Origin of the sequence: Allochromatium humboldtianum (assembly GCF_013385175.1) — a bacterium.
GTDB lineage: Bacteria > Pseudomonadota > Gammaproteobacteria > Chromatiales > Chromatiaceae > Thermochromatium > Thermochromatium humboldtianum.
In genome coordinates, this window is the sequence record NZ_JABZEO010000001.1 from 303,029 (window position 1) to 327,681 (window position 24,653).

The window sequence follows — 24,653 nt, forward strand, 5'->3', positions numbered from 1 at the left end:
GGGAGACGTTAGGGACGATGTCGGTTGGACAAGGTCGCGAGTATACCTGGATCGACAATTTATTAAATACTCAGGATTCGATTGCGCAATGCACGAGTGGCATGACCGGCATCCACGGCCCACCGAATCGGCCGCGACTCAGCCCGTTGGACGCAGGAGCCTCAGAACCGCCTCGCACACCTCGGGGATGACTCGGGCGACCGCCGGACTCAGCCCAGGCGACCAGTCGATCGCTGCCGGCTGGATGCCCAGGATGAGGATCTCGGGCGGCAGGATGCCCAGCGCCTCGCCCAGCGTCAGCGCCTCGGCCAGACCGGCCGCATGCAGATTGCCGCGAAGCTGGGGGTCGAGTCCGCGCACGGACTCCGGTGTCAGACAGCGCCAGACGCCGGGCGACTCGCCCATGTCGGCGGCATCCAGGATGATGACCCGGTCGTGCCTCTGGAGTCTGAGGACGAGATCAAGACCGGGTGTGCCGCCGTCCAGCAGGGTCACGTCGGGCGGCAGGTTTGGCAGGGCTTCGAGGACAGCGGCCCCGATGCCGTCGTCGCCGCGCAACGGATTGCCCAGCGCCAGGATGAGGGTGTTCATGTAGGGGATCTCGGTCGCGCCCCCCGGACGAACCGGGGAACGCAAAGCCGATCAGGTCAAACGAAGCGGACGTTCAGCATGTGGGTCGAGCAGGAGATGCAGGGATCATAGGCACGCACCAGCATTTCCAGAGCGAGCGTGATGTCTTCCTGACTGCGATCCAGGATGGTCGGCACCAGCGCCCGCATGTCCAGCTCGATGTTGGCCAGATTCTGGCCGGTCGGGATGATGCAGTTGGCGCCGACGATCGCCCCGTCCTCGATCTGGTAGTGGTGGAAGAGGGTGCCGCGCGGCACCTCGGCGGCCCCCACGCCCTCGCCGGTCAGCCGGGTCGGCGCGGCCGGCTCCTCGTGCCGGATGCCCATCTCAAGCAACTGGTCGATGAGCTGGATCGCGTCCTCGGTGCAGTGCACCACCTCGACGGCCTGTGCCGCCGCGATCAGATAGGGGTTGATGACCTTGGGCGCCAGACCGAGCGCCTCGGCCGCCGCCCGCGCGCGCGGATGCAGCTTGTCGTGGTTGATGTTGAAGCGCGCCAGCGCCCCGACCATGTAGGAGTCGCGCTGGTGGCGGGTGTGCTTGGCCGAGGAATGCGGGACGATGGTCTCGTTGGTGACGAGGCGGTAGTCCTCCAGATCCCAGCGTCCGCCGTCACTGCTGTCGATGACGCCGTCGATGAAGCAGTATTCCTCGCCCTTGTGCAGCGCGACGTACTCGGTGTCGCGCTCGAAGCGGGGGAATTCCAGCCCAGCCAGCAGCTCGATGGTGGCGTCGCAGTCGGCGCGCGAGGCCACCAGCCGCGCCCGCAGCTCGCGCAGCGTCTCCAGGCTCGGGAAGTGCGTGAAGCCGCCGACCGTCATCGAGATCGGATGGGTGTGACGCCCGCAGATGGCCGCGCACAGATCCCCGGCGAGCTGCTTCATGCGCAGCGCACGCAGCACCACGTCCGGCGCGCTCTGCGCCAGCGGGATGACGCTGCCGACGCCCAAATAATCCGGCGCCACCAGCATGTAGATGTGCAGGATGTGGCTGTCGAGGATCTCGCCGTGGAAGTTGAGCTTGCGCAGCAGCGTCGTCTGCGGGCTGGGCGTCACCCCGAGCGCCTGCTCGGTGGCGCGCAGCGAAGCGGTCGCGTGCCCGACAGCGCAGATGCCGCAGATGCGCGAGGTCAGGTGCGAGGCGTCCAGGTAGGGACGCCCGCGCAGCATGGCCTCGAAGAAGCGCGGCGTCTCGACGATCTGCAGATCGCACTGCTTGAGCACGCCGTTCTGGACATCCACGACGATGTTGCCGTGGCCCTCGACGCGCGTCACATGATGGACATCGACTTTCAGCGTGGTCATGCGGGCGTCACCCCTTCCAGTTGCATCGTTTGGTAGGTGAGAAAGAGCGACAGCTTGGCCGCGATCTGGTCTTCGGTCATGCCGTGCTCGCGCAGCGCCTGCTTGATCGAGTGCATGTTGGGGGACGGAATGAGACCGCGACAGCCCTCGCAGCCCTGACCCTGGGCCGGGCAGATGGCCTCGCAGCCGGCACGGGTGACGGGACCGAGACAGGTCTGACCGCGCAGGAACATGCAGACGTTCTCGGTGAGCTTGCAGTCGATGCACAGCGGATAGTCCGGGATCGCCGGCTTGCGCCCCTGCAGCAGATGCGTCACCGCCGTGGCGAACTCCTTGCGGTCGATCGGACAGCCGGGGATGACGGCATCGACCTCGATCACGGCGCTCAGCGGCCGCGCCGGATAGGTCTCGAACCAGTCCTTCTTGTCGCCGTAGACATATTCGCGGGTCTGCTCCAGCGGCATCCGGTTGCGGATGGCATTGATGCCGCCCAGATGCGCGCAGGCGCCCAGGGCGACGACGATCTGAGCCTGTTCGCGGATCTCGCGGATCTTGGCTTCATCGGACGGGCGCGTGCAGGAACCCTCGATGAAGGCGATCTGATAGTCCTCGCCGCGCTCGCTCATGGCCTCGCGGAACTGGACGATCTCGATCACCTCCAGCAGCTCGGGATGGCGCTGGAGCGTATCCAGGACCGTCAGCTGACAGCCCTCGCAACTGGTGAACTCGAAGAAGGCGACCTTGGGTTTCATGACAGCGCCTCCTCAAGATCCTTGACCTCGGCGTAGGACAGGACCGGTCCTGTCTGACAGGTGTAGATGTGGTGCATCTGGCAGTGGCCGCACTTGCCGACGCCGCACTTCATCTGACGCTCGAACGAGAGCCAGATGTTGCCCTCGGCGACGCCCTTGGCGAGCAGATCCTGGAGGACGAACTTGTACATGACCGGCGGACCGACCACGGTGGCGATGGTGTTGCGCGCCGGGAAGTCGATCTTGGGCAGCAGGGTGGTGATGACGCCGACGTTACCGTCCCAGCCGTCGGTCGGGCGGTCGACGGTGACATGACACTCGATGTCGCCGCGCTCGGCCCAGCTCTTGAGATCGTCCGGGAACAGGAAGTCCTTGGGCGTGCGCGCGCCATAGAGCAGCGCGACGCGTCCGTACTTGCCGCGCTCGTCCAGCACTTCGGTGATGAGCGAGCGCAGCGGCGCCAGACCCAGACCGCCGGCGACAAAGACGATGTCCTTGCCCTGGAAGCGGTCGATCGGGAAGCCGTGACCGAAGGGACCGCGCACGCCGATCATGCTGCCCGGCTCCAGACGATGGAGCGCCTCGGTCAGCTTGCCGACGCGGCGCACGCACAGCTCGAAGGCTCCGTTGCTGCGCGCCGGTGAGGAACAGATGCTGATCGGCGCCTCACCGATGCCGAGCACCGAGACCTCGACGAATTGTCCCGGCTGGTGGGCGATGGTGAAGCCGCTCGGCAGTTCGAGATGGAACCACTTTTCGAGTTCGGTGAACTGTTCGACCGCGACGATGCGCGCCGGGGTCGGCATGTAGATGGACGAATGGTCCAGGGTTTCGCGTAGCAGTGTGGTCATGGTCTAGGCCGATTCCCCTGGGGACGCCTGGCGACGTTCGTTGAGGGTGTTGAGCGTGGCGATGGGCGTGATGTGCGCGGGACAGGAGAGGGCGCAGCGTCCGCAGCCGACACAGCCGAGCAGGCCGTAGGCTTCCAGCTGGTACTTGCCCTTGCGCATGAAGCGATGACGCAGCCGGTTGGCGCGCGAGTTGCGGAAGTCGTGTCCGCCGGCGACCACGGCGAACTTTTCCAGCAGGCAGGAATCCCACACCCGTACCCGCTTGCCTTTTTCCAGCTTCAGATCGATCTCGTCGACGACATCGAAGCAATAGCAGGTCGGGCAGACCTTGGTGCACTGGCCGCAGGAGAGGCAGCGTTCGCCGATCTCGTCCCAGAGTGCGCTGTCATGGCTGGCGCCGAGCAGATTGGGCAGGTCGGTGACGTCGCAGTCGAGCCGGTAGTCGAAGTTGGGCCACTTGCCGGCCATCACTTCGTTGAAGCGATCGTAGTCGGCGTCCGACGGCTTCCAGAAGAAGCCCATGCCGCGAATCAGCGCCTCGCCCGCATCGGAGCCGACGTCGACGGCATAGCGATCCCCGAGATCGGTCAGATGGACATCGAACTGTTCCGGGACCGACAGGGTGCCCAGGCTCTTGCAGAACGCCTGAGCCATGCAGGGTTCCATGCATTCGATGCTGACCAGGGTCGTCTTGCGGCGGCGCGCCTGATAGTGCTGATCGACATGGCCCGTGCCCTGGATGCGGTCGAGCAGTTGGATGGCGTGCAGATCGCAGGTATGCAGCGCCATGATGACCGTGGGCTGGATCTCCTCGATGACCGGCGACATCTCCATCGTCTTGGCATTGAAGGTGAAGAGATCCTCGCGCGGGGGCAGGAAGTACTTCTTGGGGGGCAGGACGCTGCTGTGGTAGTCGAGGACGAGCTCGTCGGCGCTGGTGATCTCGTCGAAGATGTACTGGCCGTGCGATTCCCTCGGGGCGACCACGCGGTGATCGACACGCAGACGCTCGACCCAGGCCTGGAGCAGGTGCTTGGGGAGTATTCTCAAACCGGGAAACCTCTGTATCGAGGCCCGCGCGCGCGGAGGCTATGAGCGCACGGGCGAAGCTGACGCCAACCTGATTCGATGCTCCAAGCCGATCCGGTTGGCGTGGGGAAAGGCGGCCAAGGCGTCTGGATGACGCCATTCCCGCTATCAGAGAATCAGAAGATTGCAATAAGGTTAATGTCCCTAGCAAAACTAGGGCTAACGCTTTAAGTCAATCTTTTGTATTGAAATAGCCGCAAGGGTACATAAAGTGCCCGCCTGCCCCCTTCGTCGGAAGGCCGCCGACCCAACTCCATCCCTGTGTCAAGTCATTGCCGTTGCCGCAGTTTCGAGGCTCCCCGGCTCACCAGAGAGTGCCATCGAAACCTGAGACTCAGCCGTTCGCTGTTCGTGACTTCTTGCTGCTCGCGGATCTCAGAAAGCAAATCCGTGATTGTGCTCAAGGAAGCCTTGACCTCTGCCAAAGCAGGAGTCGCGGAGCCATTTTTGAGCGACGATTCACCGCTGAAGGTGAGCGCCTGCCTTGCCAGCGATGCCTGCCGAGCAGCCTGAGCCACAGGGCCGATCTCAGGATCATGGATCGCAATCCATGCTCCAAAATGAGGAATGAATCTGTTGAATCCGCATGCGGCAAGATCGGTGTCGCTCCAATGAGAACGATGAGTCTCATATGGATAGCCGGAAACCTCCTGCGGCATGACGTTCTTGGGCACCGAAATTATCACCTTTCGCCCGATCCGCTTCAGATGAGAAAGGAATTCCAGTCCATCATCGCGATCGAAGTGTTCCAGGATGGCTAGAGCCAGCACCAAATCATATGCCCCATCTTTCAAGTCGCGCAAAATATCCAGCGCATTCCCGCACTGCACGTCATCGTAAACCCAGCCGGGTATGTACGGAAGATATACAGAGGTTCCCTCGATCGCGTCGATACGAACGCGCCAGTCGATCTTGCACTCAGTCTCAAGCTTCGAAATGAACGCCTCGTCATCATAGAGATCCAGAAATATACGGCAAAGCATGCCATACAGCCCAAGGCCACAGCCGACATCCAAAACCGAGTCCGGGCGCAAACTCCGTATTTCGCTGACAATAGGCGTTATCTGCTCGCAATTGCTAAATGGCATCTCCGATCTCCTGCAAAAATTGAACAATCCCCTGAGGCACTATGAAAACAGCGCCCTTATTTCGCAAACCTCTTGATAGGAAGGCTCCAGATCGCACCTGTAACAAAGCGCCGGCAACTTGGATTCGCCAATAAACCCATGGCGGACCGACTCAAAGGATTCCCCGTGCCAGATCTCTTCGACAGTCTTCAGTCTCACATCCCCCATGACATGCTGACATTGGTCATCGGTACAGCATAGGGCGACTTCTCCGGTCACCTTGATATAGAGCTGTCTGAAGGGCCGAGGACATATCGGCCCCGGATAGCGCGGCTGTGACTGGGCCGCAGTTTTTACAACCCCGCCACGACTCGACCACCCGTCGAAACCGCTCACCGCATTATGAATGATCTTGCTGCGAAAGCGATCAGGCAGCGTGCGCATGAGTCCTTCTATTTTTTCTGCCACCTTCTCCGTATAAGAATTGACCTTCATGGCATCGAGACCGGAGTCGAATAGATCGAGCGCGCGCGCTTCGGTCAGCAGATCGCCATTGGTGTTGATGAAGTTCAGCGCTTTGGGGCAGGAAGACTTGGCAATTCCGACCCATTTCTCAAGCCGCCGATCCAGTAGCGGTTCGCCATTCATATAGAAGGAAAGGCGTCCTGAATAATCGATGCTCCTGAGATCGTCCATGATCTTGAGAAACAGATCCTCATGCATGAAATGCGGAATTATGTCATGGTAATAATGCGTGCAAAAGCGACACCTTCTCGTGCAGGCCGTTGTTGTTTCGATAAAAACGCAATCAAGCACTGAATTCATGGTTTTTCGTACACGGAAATCCGCGATCCTGATCGACTTGGAACACCTACGCCCGCTGCTGTTCGAACTCCGCGACGAAAGCGGCCAAGCGTCCGGTAGCAATGGCCTCGCGCAGTCCGCGCATCAGGGTCTGGTAATAATGCAGATTGTGGATGGTTGCCAGCCGTGCGCCCAGGATCTCCTTGCAGCGGTCGAGATGATGCAGATAGGCGCGGCTGTAGTGACGGCAGGTGTAGCAGTCGCACAGCGGGTCGAGCGGTCCCTCGTCTGTGCGGTGGACGGCGTTGCGGATGCGCACCACGCCCTGATGGGTGAACAGATGGCCGTTGCGTGCATTGCGGGTCGGCATCACGCAGTCGAACATGTCGATGCCGCGCTGGACGGCGGCGACGATGTCCTCGGGCGTGCCGACGCCCATCAGATAGCGCGGCCGATCGGTCGGCAGCTTGTCGGAGAGGAAATCGAGCACCCGTAGCCGGTCGTCTTCCGGCTCACCGACCGAGAGTCCGCCGACCGCATAGCCATCGAAACCGATGCGCATCAGACCTTCCAGCGACTCGGCGCGCGGGCGCTCGTGCATCCCGCCCTGGACGATGCCGAACAGCGCCGCCGGATTGTCGCCATGCGCCTCGCGCGAGCGAGCCGCCCAGCGCAGCGACAGCTCCATCGAGACGCGCGCCTGTTCTTCGCTGGCCGGGTAGGGCGTGCATTCATCGAAGATCATCACGATGTCGGAACCGAGTTCGCGCTGCACCTGCATCGAGATCTCGGGGCTGAGGAACACCGGACTGCCGTCGACCGGCGATTGGAACTTGACGCCGTCTTCCGTGATCTTGCGCAGCTCGCCCAGACTGAAGACCTGGAAACCGCCCGAGTCGGTGAGGATGGGTTTGTCCCAGTGCATGAAGCCGTGCAGATCCCCGAGCCGGCGGATGACCTCGGTGCCGGGGCGCAGCATCAGATGGAAGGTGTTGCCGAGCACGATCTCGGCGCCGACCTCCAGTAGCTCCTCCGGGGTCATGGCCTTGACCGTGCCATAGGTGCCCACGGGCATGAAGGCGGGGGTCTCGACGGTCCCGCGTGCAAAGGTCAGACGGCCGCGACGGGCGAGACCATCGCGTTCAAGCAGATCGAAGTGCATCGAATGAGATTCCTGACCGGCTCGGAGCGAGCCGGATCATCAAGGTGGTCGAAGTTCAGTGTCGAGCGGCGACAGCCGCCGTCATCGTCAGTGCCGTCTGGAGCGCCAGACGCAGACTGCCGAAATCGGCGCGGTCGGTTCCGGCCAGTTCCAGCGCCGTGCCATGATCGACCGAGGTGCGGATGATCGGCAGGCCCAGGGTGACGTTGACCGCCTGACCGAAGCCCAGATGCTTGAGCACCGGCAGCCCCTGATCGTGATACATGGCCAGCACCGCATCGGCGTCCTTCAGGCGCGTCGGCACGAACAGCGTATCGGCGGGCAGCGGTCCGACCAGATCCCAGCCGCGCGCGCGCCGCTCGGCGAGCACGGGCGTGATGACCTCGATCTCCTCGCGTCCCATGTGTCCGCCCTCGCCGGCGTGCGGATTGAGTCCGCACACCAGGATGCGCGGCTGCTCCAGACCGAAGCGCGCGACCAGATCCTGATGCAGGATGTCGACCACGCGCCCGAGCGAGTCGCGCGTGATGGCCGCGCTGACGGCAGACAGCGGCAGATGCGTGGTCGCCAGCGCCACGCGCAGACCGGGCGTGGCCAGCATCATCACCGGCTCGGCCCCGCAGCGCTCGGCCAGGAACTCGGTGTGCCCGGTGAAGGGGATGCCGGCCTCGTTGATGACGCCCTTGTGCACCGGCCCCGTGACCAGGGCATCGAAGGTGCGGTCGAGACAGCCGTCACAGGCGCGTCTGAGCGTCTCCAGCACATAGCCGGCGTTGGCCGGATCGAGCCGGCCGGGTGTTGCCGCCCGTTCGAGCGCCACCGGCCGGACTTTGAGCCGACCGGGTTGGCTCGGACAGGGCGCCTGAGCCGGATCGAAGGGCGCGATCGTCAGCGACAGACCGAGCCGTGCGGCACGCTCGGCCAACAGGTCCGGATCGGCGATGGCCACCAGCTCGGCGGCCGAGTGCCCGGCCGCCGCCAGACGCACGATCAGATCGGGACCGATGCCGGCCGGCTCGCCGGGCGTCAGCGCCAAACGCGGCACGTGAGATTCGCTTGGGTGTGTCATGGACTCTGAGATCATGATTCCTGGTCGAGCCGGATCTCGACATAGGCTTCGTCGCGCAACTGGCGCAACCATTCCTCCGTCGCTTCCTCGGCCTTGCGCCGTTGCAGCGCCTCGCGTGCCTTCAGACGCAGGATGTCCTCGTTGGCACTCTGCTGGCGCCGTTCCTCGACCTGGAGGATGTGCCAGCCGAAGGGGCTCTTGAAGGGTTCGCTGGTCGCTCCGACGGCCAGGGCGTTCATTTGCTCCTCGAACTCGGGCACCGTGTTGCCCGGATCGACCCAGCCCAACTCACCGCCCTTGAGCGCCGAGCCGGTATCGTCCGAGTTCGCCCGCGCCAGGGTCGCGAAGTCCTCGCCGTTCAGGATGCGCTCGCGCAGTTGCAGCAACCGTTGACGCGCGTCGGCATCCGAGACGATCTCGTTGGTGCGGATCAGGATGTGACGCGCCCGCGTCTGGGTGACGTCCTCGGGGGCGGCGGCCTTGATCTCGCGCATCCGGATGATGTGGAAACCGCTCGGGCTGCGCAACGGCTCGCTGACCTCGCCTTCGGCCAGGGTATAGGCCAGATCCGACACCAGACTCGGCACCGCGCCCATCTCGAACCAGCCCAGATCGCCGCCCTCCAGGGCGTTGCGTCCATCCGACTCGCGCGCCGCCACCTCGGCGAAGTCGGCCCCGCCGCGCAGACGGCCCACCAGTCCCCTGGCCTTGTCCTCGGCGCGCTTGACCTGCTCCGGGGTCGGATTTTCGGGCAGTGCGACCAGGATGTGCTGCAAGCGCACCTGCTCGCGCTCGATCAGCCGGCTGGCTTCGCGCGCGAGGAAACGATCGACCTCGGGTTCGCTGACCTGGATCTTGCGCACCACCTCCTGATTCTGCAAACGACTGCTCAGGATCTGCGAGCGCGTGTCCTCGCGGAAGTCCTCGAAGCGGATGCCGCCGGCCTCCAGCGTCGCCTTGAGTTCGTCGAGCGACAGCCCGTTGCGGCCGGCGATGCCCTGGAGCGCCTCTTCCAGCGTGGCTTCATCCACCTTGAGGCCGAGTTCCTTGGCGCGCTGTTGCTGCAAGTGCTTGAGGATGAGCCGGTCGAGCACCTGCTTGCGCAACTGCTCCGGGGGCGGCACCGCCGTCCCGCGCTGGTTGAGCTGCGGGATCACCAGCGCGATCTCGCGCTCCAGCTCGCTCTGCACCACCACGTCGTCGTTGACCACCGCGACGATGGCGTCCAATGCCTGGGCCGAGACCGGCGCCGGCCCCATTCCGAGCGCCAGCGCAAGTCCCAGCGCGAGTCCCGGCAGCGTCCCACGCAGGGACCGGCGCGGCGCCATCCACGCCGGCGCGCCTCTATTCGGACTGATAGCCATAGATTCCTCGTTGCAGAACCTTATCGATCGAATTGCCGAAGGAGCCGAGACCGGCCAGCTCCAGTTGCAGCATGACACTGGTGCTCGCCGGCTGGTCGGCGTCGCGCTTGAGATGCTGACCCAGTACGCGCAGACGCCAGCAGCACTGGCCGAACTCCAGGCCGGCGAAGGCCTCCACCGTCTCGTCGTTGAGCAGCGAGTAGAGCCAGCGTCCGACCACCCGCACCCGTGGGCCGATGGGCATCTGGAACGCGAGGTCCGTGTCCTCGTATTCCTCCGACGCCTGGCTGCCCAGATTGTAGCGGTAGGCGAGATTGATCAGACGTTCGCGGTCGGGGGCGTAGCGGAGCTGCAAGATCTGCTTCTCCCAGGCGTGCCCGTCGTCGTCATGCGGATTCCATTGCAGCCCGACCTGCGCCGTCCAGTCGCGATGCAGACGCGCCGCCAGTTCGCCGGCCAGCGACGAACTGGTGTCGTCGCGCGGCGCCGAGGCATCGAGCTGGACGCGGCGCTCGTCGAAGTAGTAGATCTGGCCGAGACTGGCGCGCAGGAGTTCGTCGCCATCGCGGTTGGCGATGGTGCGCGAGGTCAGACCCAGGGTGAGACGGTTCTCGTCGCTGATGCGGTCGTAGCCGGTGAAGCGGTTGGAGCGAAACAGACTCGCGAAACTGAAATCGAGCGCGGTGGTGTCGAAACGCGGATTGTCGGACTGGTCCTCGTGGGCGGTGAGGACGTAATAGAGCCGGGGTTCGAGCGTCTGCAAGGTCTCGTGGCCGAACCAGTCGGCCTCGCGCTCGAAGATCAGCTTTCCGTCGAGATCGACACTCGGGATCAGATGGCTCGGCTGACTGTCGGCGCCCTCCACCTGATCGGCGAGATCGTACTGGGTGTAATAGAGCCGCGCGCGCGGGATGAGATGACCGAAGCCACGCCGCAGCGGCCAGCGCAGCGCGGGGATGGCGACCAGCCGGCTGCCATGGACGGCCGCATTGTGGTCGAAATAGTCGTACTGCGCCTTGAAGTCGTATTCCAGTCCGCCGATCAGGGTATCGGGCGAGAGGTTCAGCTCGATGTGCGGGAGCTGTCCGTAGGGCCGGTTGGCCGGTGCGATGCTGGTGTCGACCGTCTGGAACTGCTGCACGCGCCCCAGTGCCCACCAGCCATCGCCGCTGTACAGGACGTCCGCGCGCTGACTGAGGTTGCGCAGGCTCGTCACATCGAGCCGGTTGCCGAAATCGACCAGATAGCGGTCGTCGGAGACCGAGGCATAGTCGATCGCGGTCGACCAGCGCGTGCCGAACCAGGCGGACTGGTTGACGCGCAGTGCGCCACGCACGCCCTCATCCTCGTTCTTCCAATCGCTCGGCAGGAGTTCGCCATCGAGTTCGATGCGCTGCCAGGGCGAGAGATGGCGAAACTCGGCCCCGAGCATCAGCCCGCGCGAGCTCATCAGACGCGGCGTCAGGGTCGCGTCCATGTTGGGCGCGATGTTCCAGTAGTAGGGAATCGTGAGATCGAATCCGGTCTCCTCGGAGGTGCCGACGGTCGGGATCAGAAAACCGCTGCGCCGGCGCCCGTCGATCGGAAAGGTCAGATAGGGGGTGTAGAGCACGGGCACGTCCCAGAGGCGCAGGCGCGCGTGGCGTGCCACGCCCTGACCCGTGCCCTGATCCAGCTCCAGATCACGCGCACGCAGCGACCAGGCCGAGTTTCCAGGTGCACAGGTGGTATAGAGGACGTCGCGATAGCGGCTGCGCTCGTCGTCGAGCAGCCAGGCCTCGGCGGCGGCGCCGCGCAGATTGGCTCGGCCGTGCATCCGGTAGCCGGTCTGCTCCAGGTGTCCGCGCTTGGTCTCCAGGTTGTAGTCGGCGCGCTCGCCGATCACGCGCAGTTCCGGATAGTCCAGCTCGACGCCGCCGGCGGCGCTGACGTCTCCGCTACGCCGGTCGTAGCGCGAACGCTCGGCGCGCAAGCGGCGCGATTCCTGGACGATATCGACCTCGCCCTGCAACTGGATCAGGTCGCGCTCGCGATCGTAGTCGACCAGATCGGCCGTGATCTCGATCGGCAGGCGTTGTGCCTCTGGCGGCGGGGACGCCGGCGCGATCTCCGTGACGCCGGGCGCGGGTCCGCAGTACTCCCAGCCGAGATCCTGATGCAGACGGGGGGCATCGGCGCGCTGCTCGACGGGGACGACGATCACGGGCGCGAGCGGCGTCTCGTCCGGCGGGGCGAGGGTGACGCCCTGGGCGCTCTGCTGCTCCAGGGTCGCGAGCGCGGCATCGCGTTCGGTCGGCCGGCTGGGGATCAGGGGCGAGTCGGCCACGGGTGGGCGCTCAGGCGCGGTGGGTATGAACCCGCTCTGGGGCGTGCTCGGATCAGGGCTGGATTCGCTCGCCCCGCCTGGAGCCGAGGCGGCCGCGAGCACGAGTAGCGCGACCGCGCATGCGCTCTGTTTGAGATCGGCCAGGGTCGGCATGGGTCGGGGCGTGTGAGTGTAACTGAGTGGACGCTAGGGGTTGGACCTGTAACCATGTCACATCCAGGGCGCGTCATCAATCGCCGATGACGGCATCGAGGGTCGCAGACCCTGGTTCGAAGACTTTTTTGACCGTATTGGAGTGAATGGGTGTGTCGGATCGAACTGCTGTCTTGCGTTCCTGGTTGAGCGATGTCCTGGGCCCGGAGTCGCTGGAGTTGACCCCGGCGTCCTCGGATGCGAGTTTTCGTCGTTACTGGCGTGTCCGGCGTGCCGGCGAGACCTGGATCGCCATGGACGCCCCGCCCGAGTTCGAGGACTGCGGGCGCTATGCCGATCTGGCACGGCGCTTTCGCGCCTGCGGACTCAATACCCCTGAGATCCATGCCGAGTTCCGCGAACAGGGGTTCCTGCTGATCTCGGATCTCGGCGACCGTGTCTATCTCGGCGAACTGAACGAGCAGAGCGCGGACCGCCTCTATGGCGATGCGCTCGACGCCCTGGAGACGCTCCAGACGCGCGCTCCGGTCGATGGGCTGCCCCAGTACGACACGGCGCTTCTGACGCGCGAGCTGGGCCTGTTTCGCGAATGGCTGTTGCAGGGACTCCTGGAACGGTCGCTCGACGCGCGCGACTGCGAGCGGCTCGATCGCGTCGAGTCCATCCTGATCGACAATGCCCTGGAACAGCCGCGCGTCTGCGTCCATCGTGATTATCACTCGCGCAACCTGATGCTGACCGAGGCGGGCAATCCGGGCGTGCTCGACTTCCAGGACGCCGTGGTCGGTCCCATCACCTATGACCTGGTCTCGCTGCTGCGCGACTGCTACATCGCCTGGCCCGAAGCGCGGGTCCGGGACTGGGCGTTCGGTTACTTCCAGCGCGCCGAAGCCTCGGGTCTGATCGACGCGGTCGAACCCGAACGTTTCGAACGCTGGTTCGACCTCATGGGGATGCAGCGTCACCTCAAGGCCTGCGGCATCTTCGCCCGTCTGAGTCTGCGCGACGGCAAGCATGGCTATCTGGCCGACATCCCACGGACCCTGGGCTATGTGCTCGACGTGGCCGGTCGCTATCCCGAATTGCGCGAGTTCGGCGACTGGCTCGGCGGCCCGGTCTCGACCGCGCTGAAGGCACGTCTGGCGGTGGCGGCCTGATGGAGCGCCCTCGAACGCGGCGGTGAGCCTCAGGGTTTCTTTGTCGGTTCCTCAGCCTCGGACGGCAGATCGAAGAGGTCGGCGAGTCCCTCCAGCTCGTCACGGGCGCGCGCTTCCTCGATCTCCTCCGGACTCAATGGGCGCTCGGACTCCTCGTCGGGCTTGGCGGGCGCCGGCTCCTGTTCGCCGACGGCCTCTTTCGCCAGCGCCTCCAGCATGGCGTCGATGTCACTCGGGTCGAGTGCCTCATCGAACGACGATTCGGACTCGGCCGGCGGTTCCGGCGTCGGTTCGGCGGGCTCGTCCTCGGGCGGACTCTCGGCCGGCTGGATGTCGAAATCGCCGGCGTCCATGTCGAGCTCTTCGAGGTCGGCCTCTTCGTCCGGTTCGGGCGCTTGCGCTACGGCTTCCGGTTCCCTGGCAGGTAGCCCCGGCGCCGGCTCCAATGCGGGCGGGGGCGGCGGCGCTTCGGCCTGCTGCTGCTCGGCCTTCTTGAAGGCGGCCATGTACTCCTCCATGAGCTGTTCGAGCGTCTCCTTGGTGTTCTCCAGTTCGGTCGAGAGTTGCGCCCTCTCGTTCTCCAGGCTGGTGACGTCGCTGGCGTTGATCATCCCGACCGGCGTCATCTCGGCCCAGGGCTTGATCACCTTGGCCAGTTCCGCCGGGATCTCCTTGAGCTTGGCCCCGTCGCGGTTGAGATAGAGATTCAGCATCATGTTGTAGAAGGCCCGCTCACGTTCCATGTACTCATCGACCTTGGCGGCCAGGGCCTCGCCTTCCAGGTTGTAGGTCGTCTCGAACAGACTCGCCAGGGCGTCGCGGTGCGTGGTCTCGTGGGCTTCCAGATGCTCCATGACGGCCCCGGCATGGACCTCATCGTCCTGTTCCTGATGACGCCGGCGTCTGAGCATCAGAAAGAGGATGACCCAGGCGACTAGGGCGAACTCGCCGGCCAGGATCAGGGCGGCCAGTTGGAGTGTGCTCATGCGCGCGTCCTCTTGGCCGATCCCGTCTTGCCCGAGGCCGTTTTCCCGGCGGTGTTCCGGCTGGACCTGGAGCGTGTCATGAGCCACCAGGTCAGCGCCAGCAATCCCCCGAGCAGCACATTGCCCCCGAGCACATAGACCGCCAGCCAGAGCCAGGAGACGGGTTCCGCCGCCGTCTCGGCGGCCGTCTCATCCGGCGGCGCCTCGAAATCGAGCGTCAGGACACCGGGTTCGGGCTGGATCTCGGCGAGATCCCCGGTCAGGGTCCGCCCCATGAAATGACTGCTGATCCGGTACTCGCCAGGGCGCTGGATGGGGATTTTGACGGTCAGCGGGAAGCGTTTGCCCTTGGGGATCTCGACGACCTCGGTCCAGTTCTCCGGGCCACGGGCGAGCAGATAGCCGGACAGGCTCGTCTGCTCGACCAGATCCGGTTCGGCGGTGAGCCGGATCATGAGCGCGGCGAAGGGTTCGGTCTCGCTCGGACGCTGCCCTTCATAGTCGACCGTCAGCGGCGCGCCCTTGATCTTGAGGCGCCGGGTGAGCTGGCGCTGGAAGGTGCCGCCGTCGATGACGAAGTCCAGGCGATAGACGCCCGGCGTGAGGGTACGGGTTTGCAGACTGGTCGTGAACCGCTTCGTCGCCGGATCGACGGCCATGACCTGTTCGCCGCGTGGAACGCTGGGAGGCGCCATGCCTTCCTCGACGGCGGGCGGGGTCATGCCTTCCTCGACGGCCGGCGGCGCGGCGCCTGAAACCTGTCCCGGAGCCGGAACCGGAGCCGGTTCTACGGATTCGGGCGTGACCACGACCTTGGATGCGGACACCTGCAACAGTTCGGCCCGCTCGACCGGCTGGCCGTGATCGGTGAGCCAGCTCTCGAGCTTGGGCAATTCCCCGAGTCCGACCGTGTTGGGCACCGGCGCGACCTCGATGCCCATATCGGTGACGATGACGACCCGGTTGTCCGGATCCTCGACCCCGCGAATGCGCCATTGACCGGGCTTGGGATTGGACAGCGTGACCAGGTCATAGCCGACCTCGGCGCGCCACTTCACGCCGGGCGCGAGCTGATCGGCCCGAATGCGCGTGCCGTCGGGGTCCGTCAGCTGGCTCTGTCCGCCCTCGGGCCGGAAGGCCAGCACCGTGAACTCGCTGACCTGATCGTCGATCTCGAAACGATTGCCCTGGATCGGCACCGTCGTCGGCGGGGCGCTCTGTTCGAGCACGCGCAGAAAGAGCCGCTGGAGCGTCTCGGCGTCCTGCGCGACCTCCAGCCAGCCGCCGGTCTGGGTCGCGAGCAGGCGCATGAGCGGCTCGTCGATCTGGTCCGAGAGACCGATGGCATGGACCTTGACGCCCTGCGACTTGAGCGCTTCGAGCTGCTCGGAGAGGATGCGCTCACGCGAGGCCGCGCTCTCGGAGGCGTCCTTGGAGACATCGACCAGTCCGTCGGTGAAGAGGATCAGATGGCGCTCGCCCTCGGGCGGCGTCTTGCTCCAGTCCTCGGTCGCGGTGCGGATGGCGCGCTCGATGTCGGTGAAGAGTCCGCGCGAGTGGATGCGCGCGAGACGTCCGCCGAGACGCTTCTTCCAGGCGTCGTCGACCGGCGCCGGCGCGATCAAGGCCTCGGTCTGTTCGGCGAACAGCCAGACGCCGGCGACGGCGCCGGCCGGTATGAGTTCGTTGACCAGTTGCAGCGCCGGGGCACGCAGATTCCGCGGATCGTTCTGACGCATGCTGCCGGAGACGTCGATGAGCAGCCGGACATCGGCCGGAGCGGCCAGTGGCGCCTGGACCGCGATCAGCCACAGCAGGACGATCGATGCGAGAAGCCGCGCGCGTCTCAGGGAAGCCACAACTCGAAACAGCCTCCGGTCAGCTGATGGGCATTGACCAGATGGATCCGGCCCTGGGTGTCGCCATTGCGGTGCAGTTGCGCGATGCGTGTGGCGAAATAGAGTCCGAGCTGAGTGCGACCCGGATTGGTCGCCTCGGCGAATTCGCCGGGCTGGTACTCCAGCAGGCCGATCAGGGCCGGCGGAAAGCCGCCGCCGTCGTCCTCGACGCGGATGACCAGGAAGCCGTCTTCCTGAGCGGCACTGAGTTCGATGCGCGAGCGGGCGTAGCGTCGGGCATTGCCGATGGTGCTGTCGAGCACGCTGCGCACCAGTTCCAGATCGAAATACCCCTCCAGATCCGGTTCGCAGTGATAGCCCAATTCCAATTCGAGCGCCCGACACACCGAGTGATTCTCGGCGACGACTTCTTCCAGGAAATCAGCGAGATTATTGGCGGTCACGCGCATCGAGAGCTGCTCGTGACCGATCTTGTAGAGCGTCAGCAACTGGATGAGATTGCTGTTGGCGCGACGCGCCTCGTGTTGCAGCAGACTGGCCTGGCGGGGATTGGCGATGTGGTTGTCGGGGTTGGCGATCAGATCTTCGAGGTTGGTCAGGATCAGGCCGAGCGAGTTCTTGATGTCGTGGATCGACGAGGCGAGGATGTCGGAGAAATCCATGCTGTCCATCGGCTCAACCCTTGGTGGTGAGTTTACGCAGTCGAGCGATGACATCGCCCAGTCGCCAGTCATCGGGCGCCAGTGTCTGGACGCGGTCGATATAGCGGCGCACGCGCTGTAGATCGTCGTTGGTGACGCCCTGGCGTTCCATATACATGATGATGGCCTTGGCCGCGTTGAGACTGATGGTCTTGTTGCCCGGCATCTCGTCGGCCGCCTGACTCAAGAGACGGATGGCGGCCTCGAATTCACCCTGTTTGATCAGTCGCACGCCTTCGTTGTTGGTCTTGACCAGATCGCGCTGGACTTCGCGGATCGCCGTCTCGGCATCGTATTGTAGTCCGGATTCCTGACATAGATGCACGACCTGAGTCAGGATTTCGTCGTCGTCGTGATTGTTGGCGATGGTCTGGCGCAGCATCGCGGCCGCCTTGTCCTCGCGTCCGAGTCCGGCATAGGTCTTGGCCATCTCCAGGGAGTGTTCGGAGGAGTGCACGGTCTCATTGAGCCGGGCGAGCACCTCTTCGGCCTCGGCGAGCGCGGCGGCGGCGCCGGCCGAGTCGCCCTGGCGGGTTTTGATGAGTGCGCTGGTACTGGCGGCATAGAAGGCCGCCTCCTGCTGATCGGGAAAGACTTTGTGGATCTGGCTGGCGACCTTGAGCGCCTCGTCGTGCTTGGCGTTGGCCGACTTGCTCTTGGCCAGTCCGGCGAAGATCGATGGATGATTGAGCACGGAATGCTTGGACAGGCCGACGGCATGTTCGTAGGCGGCCTCGGCGATCTCGGGATGACCATTGCTCAGGGCGAGATCGCCGAGTGCGTGCTGGCGCCGGATGCCGCGCGGCGAGAGTCGCACGGCGGTGCGCAGTGTCTCCTCGGCCTCGGTGAAGTGGCGCTGCGCCGTCTGCGTCTTGGCCAGCCAGTCGTAGGCGCCGATGAAGTTGGAGTCCTGCTCGATCAGTTGCCGGAAGGTTTCCAGCGCCTGATCGAACTGCTTGCGCATGAACTGGATCTTGCCGATCCCGAGCCGCGCCCAGGGCATCTCGCGGATGGCCAGTACCTGTTCCAGGGTCGTCATGGCCTCGTCGAGCCGGTTGGCGTCGATGCAGATCTCGCTCTTGAGCTTGAGCAGTTCGCCGAGGTTGCGCGGTTTGTTGGTGATCAGGGTATCGAGCGCGCGGATCGCCGCCGAGACGTCCTTGGCCATCAGCGCCTGATTGACGGCCGTCAGATGCGCCTTGCGCTCGAAGAGCTTGGCCAGACGGGTCTGAAGCAGATCCTTGGTGAACGGCTTGGAGAGATAGCTGTCGGGGGCGTATTCGACCGCGCCCATCACCATTTCACGGGTGTTCTCGGCCGTGATCATGATGAAGATGCAGTCGACGCCGATGAGTTGACGATGGCGGGCCTCTTCGAGCACCTGCTGGCCGTCCTTTCCGGGGCCGAGGTTGTAGTCGCAGAGGATGACGTCGAAATGCCTGTTCTGCATCTTCGCGATGGCTTCACTGCCGTTGCGGGCCTGATCGATGCGCGTGACCCCGAGCGAGACCAGAATGCCCTTGATCGCCGCACGCATGTCGGCGAAATCATCGATCACCAGAAAGGTTTTGGCTGTAAAGGCATCCGCCATCGCACTGTGCTCCGACTACTGCACTCAGGATTGTTCGCGCTTGATGGCGCGATGTCCGATGTCGCGGCGGCAGAAAGAGCCCGTCCATTGGATACGGTCGACCGCCTGATAGGCCAGCCGCTGCGCTTCGGCTACGTTGGCGCCGAGTGCAGTGACGCACAGGACGCGCCCGCCGTTGGTCAGGATGGCGCCGCCCTCGCACCGGGTGCCGGCCTGGAAGACCTTGGCTTCGCTGGAGGGTACCGCATCCAGGCCGCTGATGACATGCCCCGTTTCATAGTCGTCCGGATAGCCGCCGGCGGCCATGACCACGCCGAGTGCCGGGCGCGCGTCCCAGTCGGCGGTGATCTGGTCGAGCCGTTCGTCGAGCGCGGCCAGACAGAGTTCGACCAGATCGGACTGGAGGCGCATCAGCAGCGGCTGGGTCTCGGGGTCGCCGAGGCGGCAGTTGAACTCCAACACCTTGGGCGTGCCGTCGGCGCCGATCATGAGTCCGGCATAGAGGAAGCCCAGATAGGGCAGTCCCTCGGCGGCCAGACCCGCGACCGTCGGCTCCATCACCTCGCGCATGATGCGGTCGTGGATCTCAGGTGTGACGATGGGGGCGGGCGAGTAAGCGCCCATGCCGCCGGTGTTCGGGCCGCGATCGCCGTCGTCGCGCGCTTTGTGGTCCTGCGAGGACGCCAGCGGCAGGATGTGCCGGCCATCGACCATGGCGATGAAGCTGGCTTCCTCGCCGGTGAGGAATTCTTCGATCACGACGCGCGCACCCGCGCGGCCGAAGCGTCCGCCGCCGAGCATGTCGTGCACGGCGGCCTCGGCCGTGGCCAGGTCGTGCGCGAGGATCACGCCCTTGCCGGCGGCCAGACCATCGGCCTTGACCACCACGGGCGCGCCGACCTGACGCAGATAGGCGAGCGCCGGCTCCAGCTCGGTGAAGACGCCATAAGCGGCGGTCGGGATGCCGTGACGGTGCAGGAAGTCCTTGGCGAACGCCTTGGAGCCTTCCAGCTGGGCCGACGCCTGACGCGGCCCGAAGCAGGGCAGCCCCGCCTCGGCGAAGGCATCGACCAGACCCAGCACCAGCGGCGCCTCGGGGCCGACGATGGTCAGCCCAATCGACTCGCGGCGCGCGAACTCGACCAATCCGGCGATGTCATCGGCGGCGATGGCCACGTTCTCCACGCCGGGTTCGCCGGCCGTGCCGCCATTGCCGGGGGCCACGAACACCTGTTCGACCTGGGGGGATTGGGCCGCTTTCCAGGCCAGGGCGTGCTCGCGCCCGCCACTGCCCACGATCAAGATCTTCATCGGTATTTTCAAGTCTCTGGTTTGGGGTTCAGATCGACATCCCGGTAGAGCTCGGCCAGCGCGAGTGCGATGCCCCACTGGCTCAGTTCGACGCTACCCTCGATTCCAGTGGCCTCGACCAGCGTCCAGATCGAAGTCGCTCCTTGCCGGGTGAAGAGTTCGGCATGAGGGCGCGTCTGATCGAGCAACAGATAGTCGCTCAGCTCGGGAATGGTTCGATAATGCTCGAACTTGAGTCCTCGATCATAGGATTCGGTGGACTCGGACAGCACCTCGACGATGAGCCGCGGGGCCTCGACATAGCGTGGCGTGCGGCGTCCTTGTTCGCAGAGCACCATGAGGTCCGGGTAGCAGAATTTATCGAGATGGTCGATGCGCAGTTTCATGTCGGAGCCATAGACCCGGCACGGTTGCCCACGCAAGGCGCCGATGAGCGCGCCGATCGTGTTGGCCGCGATCAGGGCATGGCTCTCGCTGCCGCCGGCCATGGCGAAGACCTCACCGGCCAGATATTCGTAACGCCAGTCGTCGCGCCGCTCCAGTTGGAAATACGCCTCGTGCGTGAGCGGTGTTCTAGGGTCATAGGCCATAGCGGACATATCGCCTCTCGGGTTCAGTCGAATGAAGCGATACCGCGCCGGCTGGCACGAATGAAGGCGACGATTCGCGTGGTCTCGGGTCCGGGATACTCGTCCTCGGCGCGCTGGAGTGCATCGTCCAGGCGCAGACCGGAGCGCAGGATCAAACGATAGACCTGTTTGATGCGCGTGCGCTGTTCCTGACCGAAGCCGTTGCGTCTCAGCCCCACCACGTTGAGTCCGATCAGGCGCGCGCGATGGCCGTCGGCGAGCATATAGGGCGGTACGTCCTGGGGCACGCCCGTCACGCCCGCGATCATGACATAGGAGCCGATGCGGCAGAACTGATGCACCGCCACCTGACCGGAGAGAAAGCAGTGGTCGTCGATCTCGACATGCCCGGCCAGGGTCGCGGTGTTGGCGAAGACATTGTGATCCCCGACGACGCAGTCGTGTCCGGCGTGGCTGAAGGCCATCCAATAATTGTGGCTGCCGATCCGGGTGCCGCCCTCGGTCTTGATCCCGCCGCTGATGTTGACGCACTCCTTGAAGTGGTTGTGATCGCCGATGATCAGCGGCCGGGCCTTCTCGGGCGTGAAGCTCAGATCCTGCGGTTCGGAACCCAGGGTCGCGCCATGACAGACACGGTTGTGCGCACCCATCCGGGTGACGCCGAAGATGCGCACGTTGCTCTCGATGCGGCAGCCCTCGCCGATGACGGCCCCGGATTCGATGATCGAATAGGGACCGACCGTCACGCTGTCGTGCAGTTGGGCGCCGTCCTCGACGATGGCGGTCGGATGGATGCGCATGGGTTTTCAGTGCCTGAAGTGACGCATGCCGGTGAACACCATGGCCATGCCATGCTCGTTGGCCGCCGCGATGACTTCGGCGTCGCGCATCGAGCCGCCGGGCTGGATGACGGCCTTGATGCCGGCGGCGGCCGCTTGATCGATGCCGTCGCGGAAGGGGAAGAAGGCATCCGAGGCCATCACCGATCCGGCGACGGTCAAGCCGGCGTGCTCGGCCTTGATGGCGGCGATGCGCGCGGAATTCACCCGGCTCATCTGCCCGGCGCCGACGCCGATGGTCATGCGCTCGCGGCCATAGACGATGGCGTTGGACTTGACGAACTTGGCCACGCGCCAGGTGAAGAGCAGGTCGGCCAGTTCGGCTTCGGTCGGGGCGCGCTCGGTGACGGTGCGGATCTGGTCGGTCAGACGCAGATCGGCGTCCTGGACCAGGAGACCGCCGTTGACGCGCTTGAAGTCGAGCCGGTCGCCCGGTTCGCGGGACCAGTCGCCGCATTCGAGCAGACGCACGTTCGGCTTGGCGGCGACGGCGGCGCGGGCGGCGTCGGAGACGCGCGGGGCGATGATGACCTCGACGAACTGACGCTCGACGATGGCGTGCGCGGTCTCGGCGTCGAGTTCGCGGTTGAAGGCGATGATGCCGCCGAAGGCCGATTCGGGATCGGTCTGATAGGCGCGATCATAGGCTTCCAGCAGGGTCGCGCCGAACGCCACGCCGCAGGGGTTGGCGTGCTTGACGATGACGCAGGCCGGCGCCTCGTCGAACTGCTTGACGCATTCGAGCGCGGCATCGGTGTCGGCGATGTTGTTGTAGGACAGTTCCTTGCCCTGGATCTGGGTCGCGGTCGAGATGCCGGCCTCTGCGACCTGATGCTCGACATAGAAGGCCGCGTTCTGATGCGGATTCTCGCCATAGCGCATCGACTGCTGGCGCTTGAATTGCAGCGTCAGGGTGCGCGGGAAGCTGGCGCCGGCCTCGGACTCGGCGCGCGCCGACAGATAGTTGGCGATGGCGCCGTCATAGCGCGCGGTGTGCTCGAACACCTTGGCCGCCAGATCGAAGCGGGTCGCCTCGCTGACCCCGCCGCTGGCCTGGATCTCCTCGGCCACGCGCTCGTAGTCGGCGGCGTCCACCACCACGGTGACGCTGGCGTGGTTCTTGGCCGCCGCGCGCAGCAGGGTCGGGCCGCCGATGTCGATGTTCTCGATCGCGGTCTCCAGATCACAGTCGGGATTGGCGACCGTCTGCTCGAAGGGATAGAGGTTGACCACCACCAGATCGATCGGCGGGATGCCGTGTTCGGTCATGACCGCGTCGTCGAGGCCGCGACGGCCGAGGATGCCGCCGTGGATGCGCGGATGCAGGGTCTTGACGCGCCCGTCCATCATCTCGGGGAAGCCGGTGTGGTCTGAGACCTCGACGACGGTCAGGCCGTTGTCGGCCAGCAGGCGGGCGGTGCCGCCGGTGGAGAGGATCTCGACGCCGCGCGCGGCGAGCACGCGGGCGAAGTCGAGCAGACCGGTCTTGTCGGAGACACTGATCAGGGCGCGTTGAATGGGTTGCATTGGATGGTCCAAAGTCTGGATGGGCGTATGGATTCGTACAGTGTTCGGGATCGAGGTGTCGACGGCTTGGGCGCGATTGTGCAACATCCGCGTCTTCGATCCCACGGATTTTAGGACAGACCTCAGCGGTCGATGCCGTGGGCCTTGAGCCGTTTGCGCAGCGTATTGCGCGTCAGGCCGAGGAGGCGTGCCGCCTGACTGAGGTTGCCCTGTGTGTGGTGCAGCACCAGCTCGAACAGCGGGCGTTCGACCTCCTGCATGACCAGATCGTAGAGATCCTCGATCTCGTGTCCGGCCATGTTGGTGAGATAGGCCTCGACGGCGGCGCGCACGCACTGGCTCAGTGGCGCGGCGTGCCGGTGATCGTCGGGGGCGAGTCCAGTCGCTGGCGGTTCGGATGTGGTGGGCGCGGCCTCACTCGTCATGGTCGGGCGTAGTCGTCGTGATCTCGATCGAGGAAAGCGAGTGCAAGCCGGAGTTGCTCGCTCGCTGACTCGGTTGTGTTGATGGTGTCCCGGAAGCTCGCCGCGCCGGGCAGATGCCGGCAGTACCAGGCGATGTGCTTGCGCGCGATCCGCACCCCGGCGTAATCGCCATGGAAGGCATAGAGCGATTCGAGATGTTCTCTCAGGATGTCTTTGATCCAGTGGCGTGGCGCGTTCGGCGATTCAGACGGATGCGCAGGCTCGGAGGCCAGCCCAGCGGCGATGTCGCCGAAGATCCAGGGGCGTCCCTGGGCCGCGCGACCGATCATGATAGCATCCGCGCCCGTGTAGTCCAGAACGCGGCGGGCGTCTTGCGCCGAGGCGATGTCGCCGTTGGCGATGAGCGGGATGTCCACTGAGGCGCGGATGGCGCGGATGGTGTCGTACTCGGCCGGGGCGCCGTAGGTGCAGGCGCGCGTGCGTCCGTGCACGGTCAGGGCGGCGATGCCCGACTCGCGCGCGATCCGGGCGATGCGCACGGCGTTGCGTTCCTCGGGCGACCAGCCGGTGCGGATCTTGAGCGTCACCGGCGCCTCGACGGCGGCGACCACGGCTTCCAGGATGCGCGCCACGCGCGTCTCGTCGCGCAGCAGGGCCGAGCCGGCGGCGACCTTGCACACCTTCTTGGCCGGACAGCCCATGTTGATGTCGACGATGTGCGCGCCCAGCTCGACGTTGAGCCGTGCGGCCTCGGCCATCTCGGCGGGATCGGAGCCGACGATCTGCGCCGAGATCGGTCCCGGTTCGTCGCGGTAGTCGAGCCGGCGCAGCGACTTGCGGCTGCCCCAGAGCGCGGTGTTGGCGGCGACCATTTCGGCCACGGCCAGTCCGGCGCCGAGTCGCCGGCACAGGGTGCGGAACGGGCGGTCGGTGATTCCGGCCATGGGGGCCAGGATCAGGTTGTTGGCGAGCCGATGGGGGCCGATCTGGAAGGGGCGGATCAACGTGGGCGAAGACGTTGCTCGTTGGGATGGAATCACGTGTCGAATCGTCGGAAGTCGTCTGGCCGATGGCGGTGAGCCTCAAGGTTACACGG

The 24,653-nt window shown here is 65.0% G+C and carries 22 protein-coding genes; 1 reads left to right on the top strand and 21 read right to left on the bottom strand.

The features are described 5' to 3' along the window. Positions 1–138 precede the first annotated feature (138 nt). From HW932_RS01400 to HW932_RS01450, 11 genes are all read right to left on the bottom strand, one after another. On the bottom strand, positions 139–591 hold the full coding sequence (locus HW932_RS01400; RefSeq protein WP_176974712.1) for a hydrogenase maturation protease: 453 nt from the start codon (positions 589–591) through the stop codon (positions 139–141). Between the two features lie 56 nt (positions 592–647). Further along, entirely contained in the window at positions 648–1,934 is a 1,287-nt protein-coding gene (locus tag HW932_RS01405; protein WP_176974713.1) for a Ni/Fe hydrogenase subunit alpha, read from the bottom strand. Next, a complete protein-coding gene (locus HW932_RS01410) occupies positions 1,931–2,686 on the bottom strand; it encodes an NADH-quinone oxidoreductase subunit B family protein (protein ID WP_012970031.1) in 756 nt (251 codons plus the stop codon). The genes HW932_RS01405 and HW932_RS01410 overlap by 4 nt, the downstream gene beginning before the upstream one ends. After that, the gene (locus tag HW932_RS01415) at positions 2,683–3,537 is read right to left on the bottom strand and encodes an FAD/NAD(P)-binding protein (protein ID WP_176974714.1); all 855 of its coding nucleotides are present in this window, start codon (positions 3,535–3,537) and stop codon (positions 2,683–2,685) included. Before HW932_RS01415 ends, HW932_RS01410 begins: the two co-directional genes overlap by 4 nt. A 3-nt stretch (positions 3,538–3,540) precedes the next feature. Then, positions 3,541–4,587, bottom strand: coding sequence for a 4Fe-4S dicluster domain-containing protein (locus HW932_RS01420; RefSeq protein ID WP_176974715.1), 1,047 nt, complete (start codon positions 4,585–4,587; stop codon positions 3,541–3,543). A 308-nt stretch (positions 4,588–4,895) separates the two neighbouring features. Further along, the gene (locus tag HW932_RS01425; RefSeq protein ID WP_176974716.1) at positions 4,896–5,714 is read right to left on the bottom strand and encodes a class I SAM-dependent methyltransferase; all 819 of its coding nucleotides are present in this window, start codon (positions 5,712–5,714) and stop codon (positions 4,896–4,898) included. A 39-nt stretch (positions 5,715–5,753) separates the two neighbouring features. Next, positions 5,754–6,518, bottom strand: a complete 765-nt coding sequence (locus HW932_RS01430) for a radical SAM/SPASM domain-containing protein (RefSeq protein WP_176974717.1) — start codon at positions 6,516–6,518, stop codon at positions 5,754–5,756. 46 nt (positions 6,519–6,564) lie between these two features. Continuing rightward, positions 6,565–7,659, bottom strand: a complete 1,095-nt coding sequence (gene tgt / locus HW932_RS01435) for a tRNA guanosine(34) transglycosylase Tgt (RefSeq protein WP_176974718.1) — start codon at positions 7,657–7,659, stop codon at positions 6,565–6,567. Between the two features lie 55 nt (positions 7,660–7,714). After that, positions 7,715–8,728, bottom strand: a complete 1,014-nt coding sequence (pdxA, locus tag HW932_RS01440; RefSeq protein WP_176974719.1) for a 4-hydroxythreonine-4-phosphate dehydrogenase PdxA — start codon at positions 8,726–8,728, stop codon at positions 7,715–7,717. An 11-nt stretch (positions 8,729–8,739) separates the two neighbouring features. After that, the gene (locus HW932_RS01445) at positions 8,740–10,092 is read right to left on the bottom strand and encodes a peptidylprolyl isomerase (RefSeq protein WP_176974720.1); all 1,353 of its coding nucleotides are present in this window, start codon (positions 10,090–10,092) and stop codon (positions 8,740–8,742) included. Beyond that, complete coding sequence (locus HW932_RS01450) at positions 10,073–12,571, bottom strand: LPS-assembly protein LptD (protein WP_176974721.1); 2,499 nt, start codon at positions 12,569–12,571, stop codon at positions 10,073–10,075. The genes HW932_RS01445 and HW932_RS01450 overlap by 20 nt, the downstream gene beginning before the upstream one ends. Before the next feature lie 152 nt (positions 12,572–12,723). On the opposite strand from HW932_RS01450, the gene HW932_RS01455 reads away from it, so the two are divergent. Then, positions 12,724–13,728 (top strand): phosphotransferase, encoded by a 1,005-nt coding sequence (locus tag HW932_RS01455; protein WP_176974722.1) that lies wholly within the window; start codon positions 12,724–12,726, stop codon positions 13,726–13,728. Positions 13,729–13,757: 29 nt separating this feature from the next. Here the strand turns inward: HW932_RS01455 and HW932_RS01460 are convergent, their stop codons facing one another. The 10 genes from HW932_RS01460 to dusB form a co-directional block, all read right to left on the bottom strand. Continuing rightward, the gene (locus tag HW932_RS01460) at positions 13,758–14,714 is read right to left on the bottom strand and encodes a hypothetical protein (protein WP_176974723.1); all 957 of its coding nucleotides are present in this window, start codon (positions 14,712–14,714) and stop codon (positions 13,758–13,760) included. Next, positions 14,711–16,573 (bottom strand): VWA domain-containing protein, encoded by a 1,863-nt coding sequence (locus HW932_RS01465; RefSeq protein ID WP_176974724.1) that lies wholly within the window; start codon positions 16,571–16,573, stop codon positions 14,711–14,713. The genes HW932_RS01460 and HW932_RS01465 overlap by 4 nt, the downstream gene beginning before the upstream one ends. Continuing rightward, on the bottom strand, positions 16,561–17,235 hold the full coding sequence (locus tag HW932_RS01470) for a sensor histidine kinase (protein WP_246296597.1): 675 nt from the start codon (positions 17,233–17,235) through the stop codon (positions 16,561–16,563). The genes HW932_RS01465 and HW932_RS01470 overlap by 13 nt, the downstream gene beginning before the upstream one ends. Positions 17,236–17,248: 13 nt before the next feature. Then, entirely contained in the window at positions 17,249–18,865 is a 1,617-nt protein-coding gene (locus tag HW932_RS01475; protein ID WP_176974726.1) for a tetratricopeptide repeat-containing response regulator, read from the bottom strand. 24 nt (positions 18,866–18,889) lie between these two features. Further along, positions 18,890–20,176, bottom strand: coding sequence for a phosphoribosylamine--glycine ligase (gene purD, locus HW932_RS01480; protein WP_176974727.1), 1,287 nt, complete (start codon positions 20,174–20,176; stop codon positions 18,890–18,892). Between the two features lie 8 nt (positions 20,177–20,184). Next, entirely contained in the window at positions 20,185–20,775 is a 591-nt protein-coding gene (locus tag HW932_RS01485) for a Uma2 family endonuclease (RefSeq protein ID WP_176974728.1), read from the bottom strand. Between the two features lie 14 nt (positions 20,776–20,789). Further along, positions 20,790–21,566: an acyl-ACP--UDP-N-acetylglucosamine O-acyltransferase gene (gene lpxA / locus HW932_RS01490; RefSeq protein WP_176974729.1), complete on the bottom strand. Its 777-nt coding sequence runs from the start codon at positions 21,564–21,566 to the stop codon at positions 20,790–20,792. Positions 21,567–21,572: 6 nt separating this feature from the next. Beyond that, on the bottom strand, positions 21,573–23,132 hold the full coding sequence (gene purH, locus HW932_RS01495; RefSeq protein ID WP_176974730.1) for a bifunctional phosphoribosylaminoimidazolecarboxamide formyltransferase/IMP cyclohydrolase: 1,560 nt from the start codon (positions 23,130–23,132) through the stop codon (positions 21,573–21,575). A gap of 122 nt (positions 23,133–23,254) precedes the next feature. Further along, complete coding sequence (locus tag HW932_RS01500) at positions 23,255–23,557, bottom strand: helix-turn-helix domain-containing protein (protein ID WP_176974731.1); 303 nt, start codon at positions 23,555–23,557, stop codon at positions 23,255–23,257. After that, positions 23,554–24,597 (bottom strand): tRNA dihydrouridine synthase DusB, encoded by a 1,044-nt coding sequence (gene dusB, locus HW932_RS01505; protein ID WP_343046940.1) that lies wholly within the window; start codon positions 24,595–24,597, stop codon positions 23,554–23,556. Before dusB ends, HW932_RS01500 begins: the two co-directional genes overlap by 4 nt. Between the last annotated feature and the right edge of the window lie 56 nt (positions 24,598–24,653).

Excerpts from the sequence above, each read along its gene's own strand:
- HW932_RS01500 (WP_176974731.1), bottom strand. The coding sequence starts at position 23,557 with ATGACGAGTGAGGCCGCGCCCACCACATCCGAACCGCCAGCGACTGGA.
- HW932_RS01410 (WP_012970031.1), bottom strand. The coding sequence starts at position 2,686 with ATGAAACCCAAGGTCGCCTTCTTCGAGTTCACCAGTTGCGAGGGCTGT.
- HW932_RS01400 (WP_176974712.1), bottom strand. The coding sequence starts at position 591 with ATGAACACCCTCATCCTGGCGCTGGGCAATCCGTTGCGCGGCGACGAC.
- HW932_RS01430 (WP_176974717.1), bottom strand. The coding sequence starts at position 6,518 with ATGAATTCAGTGCTTGATTGCGTTTTTATCGAAACAACAACGGCCTGC.
- purH (WP_176974730.1), bottom strand. The coding sequence starts at position 23,132 with ATGCAACCCATTCAACGCGCCCTGATCAGTGTCTCCGACAAGACCGGT.
- tgt (WP_176974718.1), bottom strand. The coding sequence starts at position 7,659 with ATGCACTTCGATCTGCTTGAACGCGATGGTCTCGCCCGTCGCGGCCGT.
- lpxA (WP_176974729.1), bottom strand. The coding sequence starts at position 21,566 with ATGCGCATCCATCCGACCGCCATCGTCGAGGACGGCGCCCAACTGCAC.
- purD (WP_176974727.1), bottom strand. The coding sequence starts at position 20,176 with ATGAAGATCTTGATCGTGGGCAGTGGCGGGCGCGAGCACGCCCTGGCC.
- HW932_RS01485 (WP_176974728.1), bottom strand. The coding sequence starts at position 20,775 with ATGTCCGCTATGGCCTATGACCCTAGAACACCGCTCACGCACGAGGCG.
- HW932_RS01450 (WP_176974721.1), bottom strand. The coding sequence starts at position 12,571 with ATGCCGACCCTGGCCGATCTCAAACAGAGCGCATGCGCGGTCGCGCTA.
- HW932_RS01460 (WP_176974723.1), bottom strand. The coding sequence starts at position 14,714 with ATGAGCACACTCCAACTGGCCGCCCTGATCCTGGCCGGCGAGTTCGCC.
- HW932_RS01445 (WP_176974720.1), bottom strand. The coding sequence starts at position 10,092 with ATGGCTATCAGTCCGAATAGAGGCGCGCCGGCGTGGATGGCGCCGCGC.
- HW932_RS01405 (WP_176974713.1), bottom strand. The coding sequence starts at position 1,934 with ATGACCACGCTGAAAGTCGATGTCCATCATGTGACGCGCGTCGAGGGC.
- HW932_RS01470 (WP_246296597.1), bottom strand. The coding sequence starts at position 17,235 with ATGGATTTCTCCGACATCCTCGCCTCGTCGATCCACGACATCAAGAAC.
- HW932_RS01425 (WP_176974716.1), bottom strand. The coding sequence starts at position 5,714 with ATGCCATTTAGCAATTGCGAGCAGATAACGCCTATTGTCAGCGAAATA.
- pdxA (WP_176974719.1), bottom strand. The coding sequence starts at position 8,728 with ATGACACACCCAAGCGAATCTCACGTGCCGCGTTTGGCGCTGACGCCC.
- HW932_RS01475 (WP_176974726.1), bottom strand. The coding sequence starts at position 18,865 with ATGGCGGATGCCTTTACAGCCAAAACCTTTCTGGTGATCGATGATTTC.
- HW932_RS01415 (WP_176974714.1), bottom strand. The coding sequence starts at position 3,537 with ATGACCACACTGCTACGCGAAACCCTGGACCATTCGTCCATCTACATG.